The 10,602-nt window shown below is 55.9% G+C and carries 9 protein-coding genes (1 of these 9 running past the window's edge); 5 read left to right on the forward strand and 4 right to left on the reverse strand.

The window, feature by feature from the left end:
• Both IE065_RS13250 and IE065_RS13255 read right to left on the reverse strand, forming a co-directional pair.
• Positions 1–1,184 carry the 5' portion of a M48 family metallopeptidase gene (locus tag IE065_RS13250; RefSeq protein WP_189515855.1) on the reverse strand. The gene continues 712 nt to the left of window position 1, outside the view, so only the first 1,184 of its 1,896 coding nucleotides appear in the window; its start codon is at positions 1,182–1,184; its stop codon lies off the left edge, out of view.
• Between the two features lie 99 nt (positions 1,185–1,283).
• The gene (locus tag IE065_RS13255; protein WP_189515857.1) at positions 1,284–1,880 is read right to left on the reverse strand and encodes a LemA family protein; all 597 of its coding nucleotides are present in this window, start codon (positions 1,878–1,880) and stop codon (positions 1,284–1,286) included.
• A 214-nt stretch (positions 1,881–2,094) separates the two neighbouring features.
• Here IE065_RS13255 and xylB point away from each other — a divergent pair, with 214 nt between their 5' ends.
• Positions 2,095–3,633, forward strand: coding sequence for a xylulokinase (gene xylB / locus IE065_RS13260; protein ID WP_189515859.1), 1,539 nt, complete (start codon positions 2,095–2,097; stop codon positions 3,631–3,633).
• A gap of 43 nt (positions 3,634–3,676) precedes the next feature.
• On the opposite strand, the gene IE065_RS13265 is transcribed toward xylB, so the two are convergent.
• A complete protein-coding gene (locus IE065_RS13265; RefSeq protein WP_189515861.1) occupies positions 3,677–4,258 on the reverse strand; it encodes a hypothetical protein in 582 nt (193 codons plus the stop codon).
• A 196-nt stretch (positions 4,259–4,454) separates the two neighbouring features.
• On the opposite strand from IE065_RS13265, the gene IE065_RS13270 reads away from it, so the two are divergent.
• Entirely contained in the window at positions 4,455–5,891 is a 1,437-nt protein-coding gene (locus tag IE065_RS13270; protein ID WP_189515863.1) for an FAD-binding oxidoreductase, read from the forward strand.
• A gap of 80 nt (positions 5,892–5,971) precedes the next feature.
• Here the strand turns inward: IE065_RS13270 and IE065_RS13275 are convergent, their stop codons facing one another.
• The gene (locus IE065_RS13275) at positions 5,972–7,498 is read right to left on the reverse strand and encodes a glycine--tRNA ligase (RefSeq protein WP_229792115.1); all 1,527 of its coding nucleotides are present in this window, start codon (positions 7,496–7,498) and stop codon (positions 5,972–5,974) included.
• Positions 7,499–7,671: 173 nt separating this feature from the next.
• On the opposite strand from IE065_RS13275, the gene IE065_RS13280 reads away from it, so the two are divergent.
• The 3 genes from IE065_RS13280 to IE065_RS13290 all read left to right on the forward strand — a co-directional run.
• A complete protein-coding gene (locus IE065_RS13280; protein WP_189515867.1) occupies positions 7,672–7,953 on the forward strand; it encodes a hypothetical protein in 282 nt (93 codons plus the stop codon).
• A 28-nt stretch (positions 7,954–7,981) separates the two neighbouring features.
• Positions 7,982–9,643 carry a fatty acid CoA ligase family protein gene (locus IE065_RS13285; RefSeq protein WP_189515869.1) on the forward strand — a complete coding sequence of 554 codons (1,662 nt, stop codon included), beginning with the start codon at positions 7,982–7,984 and terminating at the stop codon, positions 9,641–9,643.
• Between the two features lie 34 nt (positions 9,644–9,677).
• Positions 9,678–10,602: hypothetical protein (locus IE065_RS13290; protein WP_194500041.1), on the forward strand; the 925-nt coding region annotated here is incomplete at its 3' end.

Consider the following 10,602-nt stretch of genomic DNA (forward strand, 5'->3'; position numbering starts at 1 on the left):
ATTTCTTCGCCCAGCGTATCCTCCGCTTGTTGGCGGGACTGTTGGGCGTAGGCCAATTGGCTGGCACCAATCACTCCGACGCCTGCAATCATCTGCAATGGATCGACTTTGTGTTTTGCCTGAGCGCTCGGCATAGGGGGGGGGGGAGTGGTAGATTGTTGTGCTGCGGGCTTGTCTAGAAACTTGCCGTCCCAGTTGGGCATGACGCGCTTTATACGGACATCGAGTGGTGGATGAGTTGCAAAGGCACCGCCAAAACTGCTCTTTAGTGCATTGGCAAAAAAGAAGTGCGCGGTCTCCGATGTGTGGTGGTGATTGACTGTTGAACCCGCTCCACCAATGCGCATCAGCGCGCCGCCGATACCCTCCGGATTGCGCGTAAACTGCACTGCCGAGGCGTCCGCTAGGTATTCGCGTTCGCGGGAAATCGCACTCTGAATCAGGCGGCCAAAAAACACGCCGACATAGCCGATAATCATCACACCAATGCCAAATAGCATGATCGCATTGCCCTTGTTATCACGGTCGCGGCGGGCACCGACATTGCCCCAGAAGCCCGCACGCATGATGCCTTCGCCGATGATCGAGATCAGCAAAATTCCGAACAGCACGCCCATGAGCTTGATGTTCATGCGCATATCGCCGTTGAGAATATGGCTAAATTCATGCGCGATCACGCCCTGTAATTCGTCGCGGGAAAGGCGCTGCACACAGCCTCGGGTTACGGCGATTGCGGCGTCGTCGGGCGTATAGCCCGCGGCAAATCCATTGATGCCATCTTCCTTGTCGAGTAAGTAAACCTCGGGCACTGCTGTGCCGGAGGCGATGGCCATTTCCTCGACGACATTCATCAGCTTGCGCTCGTCAGGATCGCGAGTGCCGGGGTCAACTTTACGCCCACCAACGCTTTTGGCAACGACTCCACCGCCTCCCTTGAGCTGTGCAATTTTTGACAAGCTTGCCCCGCCGACCAGCAGTACGACAAAGCCTGATACGCCCGCGAGCGTTGGCAGGTTCCACAGTACCCAGCGCGTTGGTTGATTTTCGGGTGTCGAGCTGTAACTGTAAAAGACCATGCATAACAAATACAGTGATGCAATGATTGATATCACCGCTAGCACAAAGTAAACGATTAGCAGTTTAGTCCGGGAGTGGGCGTCGTCTTGGGCAGCGAAAAAGTCCATGGGATTTTTGTGTCCTTAGTCTTATGAATATCAGAAATTCCGGCCTTTGCTGCCGCTTGGCTAAGGACCAAGGACTAAGGGCACCATCGCTTTTCTTTACTAGAAAGAAACTTTAACGGCTTCGCGCTCGGTGGGGTTGGTGATCTCGAAGAGCTCTGCTTGCTGGAAGCCAAATGTGCCGGCGATCATGACTGTGGGGAAGGTTTCCCGTGCGGTGTTGTAGACCATGACACTGTCGTTGTAAGCCTGGCGGGAGAAAGCGATTTTGTTCTCGGTCGATGTCAGTTCCTCGGTGAGCTGCATCATGTTTTGGTTGGCCTTGAGGTCTGGGTAGGACTCAACCAGCGCGAACAGTTTGCCCATGGTCCCGGTCAACGCGGCTTCTGAGGCCATCAGGCCCTTGATCGCGCTTGGGTCACCTGGGTTGGAGGCAGCTTTTTGTCCCGCAGAGGCGGCGGTATTACGCGCGGCGATCACGGCCTCAAGCGTTTCGCGCTCATGCTTCATGTAGCCCTTGGCTGTCTCGACGAGGTTTGGGATCAGATCGTAGCGACGCTTGAGCTGCACGTCGATCTGAGCGAACGCGTTTTTGAAACGGTTACGCAAAGTAACGAGCTTATTGTAGAGCCCGACAATGAACAGGGCGACTCCGATAAAGAGGACGGCGATTACGCCTAATACGATAAAAGTGGTCATGGTTTGTTGTGGTAAAGATTTGATGCTAACATTAGCACGCATTATGCGGCATGGGAATTATAAACCGCCGCTTCTTTTATAAGGTTCGAACTATGCCTTTTACTGTTGGCGGACGATTTCGACTCTTGATTTTGGCTTGCGATGCCACGGCTCATTGACCGAACTAAAAAGCGTCACTTTTGCTAATCTTTAACCGCCAAACTTTAACTTCCTCATGCCTGCTTACCTGATCGGAATCGACGTCGGCACTTCATCTGCGAAGACCCTCGTAATGGACGAACGCGGCAACATCGTCTTCACGATTGCGCCCGAGTATGACTTCGCTACACCGCGCCCTGGCTGGGCTGAGTGTAACCCGGAAGACTGGTGGACGGCCATTCTCGCCGCTCTCAAGGCAGTTTTTGAACAGACAGATGTGCGGGCAGAAGACATTGCGGGCATCGGGCTGACCGGCCAAATGCATGGGCTGGTTTTGCTCGACGCTGCTGGCCAAGTGCTCCGCCCCTGCATCATGTGGAACGACCAGCGTACCGCTCAGCAGTGTGCCGCGATCACGGGCAAGGTCGGTGCCCGACGGGTGCTGGAGTTGACAGGTAACCCTGTGCTGTCAGGCTTTACCGCGCCCAAGGTGGTCTGGGTCCGCGAAAATGAACCTGAGATATTTGCCCAGGCAGCGAAAATTCTGTTGCCCAAGGACTACATTCGCTACCGGCTTTCGGGCGAATATTTTACGGATGTCAGTGACGCCTCGGGCATGGCTTTGCTCAATGTCGCCAAGCGTGATTGGTCGAACGAAATGCTGGAGGCATGTGGCATCCCACGCAGTTGGATGGCCGAGGTCACGGAGTCGCCGATCGCCTCGACGAGGGTTAATGCTGCGGCTGCGGCGTTGACTGGCCTCAAAGAAGGGACGCCGATTATTGCTGGTGGGGGTGATCAGGCTGCGGGCGCGGTTGGCTGCGGCATCATTCAGGAAGGTATTGTTTCGGCGACTTTTGGCACGAGCGGCGTGGTCTTTGCGCACTCGGACGAATACCGCGTTGAGCCCGAGGGGCGGCTACATGCGTTCTGCCACGCAGTCCCTGGGAAATGGCACCTGATGGGCGTCATGCTCTCGGCGGCGGGCTCTTTCCAATGGTATCGTAATGCGCTTGGCGGGGAGGAGATCGCGGCAGGGCGCGCTATTGGTGAAGACCCTTACACGCTGCTGACCCGCGCGGCAGAAACGGCTCCAGCTGGCAGCGAAGGCCTGCTCTTTTTGCCTTATTTGTCTGGTGAACGCACGCCGCATCCCGACCCGAATGCGCGTGGCGTATTTTTCGGCCTGAGTCTGCGCCATGCCAAACCGCACCTGACTCGTTCTGTTCTGGAGGGCATTACCTTTGGCATGCGTGATTCGCTGGAGCTGATGCGCGGTTTGGGCATTGCGCCCACGGAGGTCATTGCCAGCGGCGGCGGTGCCAAAAGCCCCTTCTGGCGACAGATGATGGCTGACATTTTCGGCGCGTCGATCACTACGAATAACGCCAGTGAGGGCGCAGCGCTCGGCGCTGCAATCCTTGGTGGGGTAGGGGCAGGCGTCTTTGATTCCGTTGAGTCTGCCTGCGCGTCGACTCTCCAGGAAACATCACGTGTGGAGCCAGAATCCGCCCAGAAGCTTTACGCCGCATTATACGAGCGCTACACCGCGCTCTATCCCGCGCTCAAGGGCGAATTTCGTGCGTTGGCTCGGGTGATGGAAGAGCTTGGCTGAGGTGCAACGCTTACCCTGTTAGCAATAAACGGGCGCATCGGCCCTATCTCGAGCGTTTCCAAGCGGTCGTGTTTTCGACCGGAATTGCGTCGCCGATAAAGGTGTTATTATAGATGGATTCCTTGACGGAAAACTTAATCTTCGTCCGTGTTTTATCTGATTCGCAAATCAGGAAAAACTGAGGGTCGGTACGCTCGGCGTAATCCTTACTTTTTTGACCAGGCAATTTCGTTTTATCCACCAATTCGCCTGCTTTCATGTCCTTGTCCGTCACTCGGTAATACGTATCTTTGACCGCAATTGCATTGCTTATGGTTTGGGCGGGAGATTGGTACTTTGGGGAATTTTGGCTTGATGGGCTTTCCGAATCGGGCGTCGATGAGTATTTATTGACCATCGTCGATGCCCAAATTCGCGCCTTATCGCCATAGATGCCGTCCTTAAAGATAAACCCGAAGTAGTAGATGCCGCCTGCGATAATCCCAAGTATCAACAACTTGGTGAACAAAGAAACGATGCCGTTGACGAGCCTTTGCCTCTGATGCACGCGTCGAGTTTCTTCACTTTTTTCGACGATTACATCACGCCGCCGCCGGCGTTGTGGCTCTGGATTGCTTGCGGACATTAATAATTAGCCTTCAGGACAAATCGTTACGGTCAATGCCATAATTTGAAATCCCTAGCTCTAAGCCGAGTTTGCCATCCGTATTGAAGGGGCAGATTTTAGTCGGTATTTGCTGTGATTTTCATGTTTTCATTTAGGCAGTCGCCGAACACTTTTAATCTTTAACCTTCTACCGTCCCCCCTTTGGCTGTTTGGCGTGACCAACAAAATGCTGCTTTCCCGGCTGCGCCGGAAACTGGGTGACGCTGTCAGCACAGCGCCGGATGATCTTGCCCGTGTATCGCTGGACAGTGCGCGTGTGCCGTTTCGCCCCGATGCTCTCGTGCGCCCCAAGAGCGATGAGCAAGTCCAGCAGCTGCTGTTGCTTGCCAATAAACTAGGTGTGCCGGTAACACCGCGTGGGGCGGGCTCGGCGACCACTGGGGCGGCCTCGCCCATCCATGGCGGATGGGTGCTCGATCTGTCAGACTGGCGGAAAATTCGCATCGACGCGACCTCTGGCATGGCCCACGTAGAGGCGGGTGCCGTGACCAAGGCGATCAATGACGCTGCCGAGGCCAAGGGCTGGTTTTACCCGCCCGACCCATCCTCACTCAAGCATTGCACGATTGGCGGAAATATCGCCACGAACGCGGGTGGCCTGCGAGGTGCCAAGTATGGCGTGACGCGAGACTACGTGCTGGCGTTGGAGGGTTTTTTGCCCACGGGGGAACCCGTTCGCTGGGGCGCACCGCTTAAGAAATTTGCCTCTGGCTTCAACTTGCGCGATCTCTGGGTCGGGGCCGAAGGCATGCTCGGGGTGACGACTCGCGCCACGCTAAAGCTCATCCCCAAACCACAAAGCCGCTGGACGTGTCTGGCTGCGTTTACCAACGAGACTCAGGCCCTGCGTGCGGTTAAGCAACTGCTCGGCCTGCGTGTGGTACCGAGCATTTTGGAGTTCCTCGACCGGCAAAGTGTGGATTGCGCCCAGCGCCGCCGTGGCGCGTCGTTTTTCCCGAAAACCCCAGCCTGCTCTTTGCTTTTGCTGGAGCTTGATGGGCACCCTGCTGCCGTTCGTGAGACGCGTCAGGTCGTGCAGTCGCTTTTCAAGGAGCGTGCCCTAGTCACCAAACAGACAGCCGACCCCGAGCAGGCCGAAACCCTCTGGGAAGCCCGGCGCACGTGCTCGCAGGCCATGTTTCAGATGGGCGACACCAAGCTCAACGAAGACGTTGTCGTGCCGGTTCAGGGCTATCAGGCTCTGTTGCGCTACACGCTGGAACTTAGGAAGTTAACGGGCTTGGCGACGCCGACCTTTGGGCACGTCGCTGACGGCAACTTCCACGTCCACCTGATGTATGATCACGGCGATCCCGCCCAATGCGCTCAAGCCGAACGCGGGTTGGAGTTGCTCATGGAGAAGGTCGTCGCCTTGGGTGGTGCCATCACTGGCGAACACGGCATCGGCCTAGCCAAGAGTCCCTTTCTATCGCTTCAGCACACCGAGGCAGAAATCGCCGCCATGAAGCGCATCAAGGATGCGCTGGACCCCAACGGCATCCTCAATCCCGGCAAAATGTTTGAGCCTTTCCGCATGTGGCGCGCAGAGCGTGACTACAATTGGACCTTTCCATGGGATCACCACCGCTAGTGCGGTGGTGATGGAATCGTTTGAGGGCTGCTGGAAGTAGGGGCATTCCGCATGGATCAGAAACCAGCAGCGGCTAAAAACTATCCGTCGATTTTTTCTTCGAGATAGGCGATGAGCTCGTTTTCTGTCACGCGGATTTGGGCCATGGTGTCGCGGTCGCGGAGGGTGACGGTGCCGTCCTTTTCGATGGTCTCAAAGTCCACCGTGATGCAGAATGGCGTGCCGATTTCGTCTTGGCGACGGTAGCGTTTGCCAATGGCACCGGTGACGTCCCAGAAGACATTCCAGCGGCGTTGAAGCTTCTCGTAAAGTTTGCGGGCGACTTCGACCAGTTCCGGCTTGTTCTTGACCAGCGGGAAGATGGCGGCCTTGTAAGGTGCGATGCGCGGGTGAAACTTGAGCAGGGTGCGCTCTTCCATGACGCCCTTGTCGTTCGGGGCTTGGTCCACGCAATGAGCAGCGGTAAGGACGGCCAGAAAGGTGCGGTCGACGCCGAGCGATGGTTCGATGACGTGGGGCACGTATTTGAACGGCTCTTGCTTGGCCTGTTTGCGGGCTTCGTCGAAGTATTCCGTCGATTTGCCGGAGAATTTTTGGTGCTGGCCGAGGTCGTAGTCCGAGCGGCAGGCAATGCCCCAAAGCTCTTGCTCACCGTGTGGGAAGTGGAACATGAGGTCCGTCGTCGCTTGCGAGTAGAAGGCGAGTTTGTCGGTCGGGTGGACGTCTTCGGTGACCATTTCGCGTGGGATGCCGATTGAGACGAGCCAGTCGATGCAGGCGTCAAGCCATTCGCGGTGTAGCGTGCGCCAATCAGCGTCGGGTGCGATGAAGTATTCGATCTCCATCTGTTCGAACTCACGGGAGCGGAAGATGAAGTTGCGCGGCGTAATCTCGTTGCGGAACGCCTTGCCGATCTGGGCAATGCCGAAGGGCACCTTGACGCGGCCTGTATCGACGATGTTGTTGAAATTAACGAAGATGCCCTGCGCAGTTTCGGGGCGTAGATAGGCCTTGGCGGAGCTTTCCGCTAGGGGGCCAACCTTGGTCTCGAACATCAGATTGAAGTCGCGAGGCTCGGTCAGGGTGCCAAGGGCGGCTGCATCCGGCCCGAGGGTTAGAACTCGTTGCTCTTCAGTTACCTCAGTGAACTCGGTTGGCGCTTCTAGAAGGGCCGCTTCGTCGATCACGGCTTGCTTGTCGCCCTTGAGGTCGCGGAGTTTCTTAGCACGCTTAACGATGTCGCCTGCTTCGGTTCCTTCAATAAATGCTACAAAGCCCGCCGCTTCGCCGTTGAGGCTGACGGGAGCGAAAAAGAGTTGGTCGGCGCGGTAGCGAAGTTTGGACTCCTTGCAGTCGACCATGGGGTCAGAAAAACCGCCGACGTGGCCGCTGGCTTCCCAGATTTTTGGGTGGGTGATGATCGACGAGTCCAAGCCGACGATATCGTCGCGGCGGTGCACGAAGTCCTTCCACCAAGCTTGCTTGATGTTGTTCTTGAGCTCGACGCCGAGTGGACCGTAGTCAAAAAAGCCCTGATAGCCGCCGTAGAGGTCGGATGATTGAAAGATGAATCCGCGTCGCTTGCACAAGCCGACAAGCGTATCCATAGTAGGAATCTGGGTGTTTTCTGTGGACATAGGAAGCGCGGATAAAAGGCCTTTCGGCGCTCGGCGCAAAGAAAATCGTTGCACTGGGGCGAAAATACCAGTTGAGCAATGGGTCCCGAGGTGATACTTTGCTCTTGCCTAACTAATCCTTAAACGCGTTTTATAGCTGAAATATGAAATCTACTTCCAAGCTTGTCCTCGCTACGCTTGCCCTTGGCGCCGCCGCTCTTATGTCGGGTTGCGCAAATAGCGCCCCCAGTGGCAGCGATCCACTCTATTCCCGTAATAACCAAGGCTTTAACGCTTTGGGTATCGTTGATTGGTCCCCGGCCTCCTATGAAGAAGTGCCGATCGAATCTGCTGTGCTTTACTCGGACACGATGCTGGATCGCAAGAATATCTCTGGCGACAACCTATCCCTGTTCTGGGGTACATTCGTTTACGCTGACTATTGATCAGCCCGCTTGGGGTTGATTTTCCCTTATGGGCGAAACTGCCGACAGCACTTCGCCCATCAGCAATGTGGCGCGCTTTCTGCCCGAGGCAGCGGCGCGTCAACCTGATTTCCCTGCACTGCGCGTGCCGATCCGTTCGGGTAAGCGCTTGGAATACGATACGCTGACCTTTGCCCAGTTGGAGACGTTGGCTTGTGCGGCTGCGCAAGTCTTTGCCGCTAAGGGCATTGCCCGCGGAACGCGCGTTCTGCTAATGGTCAAGCCTGGCCGTGACCTGATTTTGTCGGTCTTCGCACTGTTCAAGATGGGCGCCGTCCCGGTAGTCATCGATCCCGGCATGGGGCGTAAGCATTTTCTGGCCTGCGTACGCCGGACCCAGCCAGAAGCGCTCGTGGGTATCCCATTGGCACAAATTCTTGGTCGGGTGTATTGGCGACATTTTGGCTCTTTGCGCACCCGGGTGACCGTCGGGACGAAAGGCTTTGCGCGACAGTTAGATGCATTGGGCAAGGCAAGCTTCGAACCCGCTCCGACGACGGCTGACGAGTTGGCGGCAATCCTCTTTACCAGCGGTTCGACCGGCCCGCCCAAGGGCGTTCGCTATGAGCATGGCATGTTTGAGGCGCAGGTGCGGATGATCCGTGCGCAGTATGGCATCCAGCGCGGCGGGGTGGATTTGCCCATGCTGCCTGTCTTTGCGCTCTTTAACCCTGCTCTCGGCCTGACCACAGTCGTACCGGAGATGAACCCCAGCCGACCGGCCACGGTCGACCCCAAGAAAATCGTTCAGGCTATCTTGCAAAATCAGGTCACGAACAGCTTTGGCTCTCCAGTGCTTTGGAACAAAATTGTGGGCTATTGCGAAGAGAAAAATCTCACGCTCCCATCGATTCGCTGCCTTTTGATGGCGGGTGCCGCCGCCCCCCCCCCCCTGATTCGCCGATTGAAGGCACTGCTGCCCAACGGCGAAATCCACACGCCCTACGGGGCGACCGAAGTGCTACCAGTGGCCTCCATCTCTGGGACGGAAATTTTGAGGGATGCTCAACCCTTGACTGAGCAGGGCCGTGGCGTGTGTGTGGGCCGATTGCTGCCGGAAGTGAGCGCGAAGATTATTGCGATCTCCGACGAGCCGATTGCCCAACTGACCGACGTGGTCGAGCAGCTCACGGGCGCGATCGGCGAAATCCTCGTCACCGGGCCAAGTGTGACTAAAGCCTACGACGCGTTGCCCGAGGCGACGGCGAAGGCCAAAATTACTGCGCAGCCCACATCGCCAACCATTTGGCATCGCATGGGCGATCTCGGCTATTTTGACGCCGAAGGCAGATTGTGGTTTTGCGGACGAATGGCGGAGCGGGTGGAAACATCGGCAGGCCCGCTTTATACGGAATGCGTCGAAGCGATTTTTAACAAGCATCCACGGGTCTTCCGGAGTGCGTTGGTGGGTTTGGGCGAACGTCCCAACCAGCGCCCTTGTGTGGTTGTAGAGCCACTTCCGGGTGCTTGGCCTCAGGATACTGCTGCACAAAGTGCGTTTACCGCAGAATTGAGCGAGCTGGCAGCGAGCAGCCCGTTGACCTCTGCGATTGCGGAATTTCGTTTTTGGAAAAAATTCCCGGTCGACGTCCGCCACAATGCAAAAATTCACCGCTTGGAATTGGCTCGGTCAGTTATTGAAATAAGTTGACGAATTCAGGCCTCCTAGGCCTGATACAATTCATATGAAAAACCAGTTGCGCTACTTGCTGTTTGTGCTGCCCTGTTTGGCTCAGGCACAAAGTTTTCACCATCTTTACACGCTGGAGGCTTGGGATTACGACGAGATCGATACGAGCCGCGTTACGAACACCACTATGACCCCTGATGGTGGAGCCGCCTTGCTTTTCAGCCAGGATCAAGGTGAATTCTGGGGCTACACCTTTCTGCAGTTTGGCGAGTTGGGTGGTGTGGCCGAAAATATTTCGCTGAACGGGATGTTTACCGATGAGGGGCCAGAGATCAAGGTGTCTGGCGGCGATGTTTATCTCGATTACGTTGGGGAGGAAACTGTCATTGGGCTTAATTCGGCGATGCGTGTTTTCTGCTACGAAATTGACGACGGCCTCAACCGTATTTACGACGCGGAAGTTATTTTAACGAATCGGCTTGTGTCTGAAATGTACTTGGATGCGGATGGTTTCCGGTTTAGTTCGTCCGACACGCAGAATGGTGATACTTGGGCTTCACGGGTATTGGCGACGGGGGAAGCGGAATGGACATACGCGGTGGATTTCGCATTCCAATCATTCGTACCGCAAGTCAGCTTTAGTGACGATCAGACTCTGTTCTGGACTATTGACGATGGCTTCGACGGTTTTCCCATGACGTTCACAGCAATCGATCAGGCTGGAGATCGTGTTTGGCGTAAGCGCCTGACCTCAAGTAATCTTGCCAACAGTTCCTTGGACCTCGGGGCACCCAGCCTGAATGCATGCCGCATAGAGCTTTTCGACGACGAGACCTCACTAATGATCCTCGATCTTTTTGACGATGACACCTTCGAGATCTACACCCTGTTCATTCATTTGGATGATAGCGGTAGTGTCATTTGGACGGTTTCGTTGCCGTTTGAAGTTGAAGCGCCCAATTTTTTCAGCCCAGAAGATG

This window comes from Cerasicoccus arenae (assembly GCF_014651635.1).
GTDB lineage: Bacteria > Verrucomicrobiota > Verrucomicrobiia > Opitutales > Cerasicoccaceae > Cerasicoccus > Cerasicoccus arenae.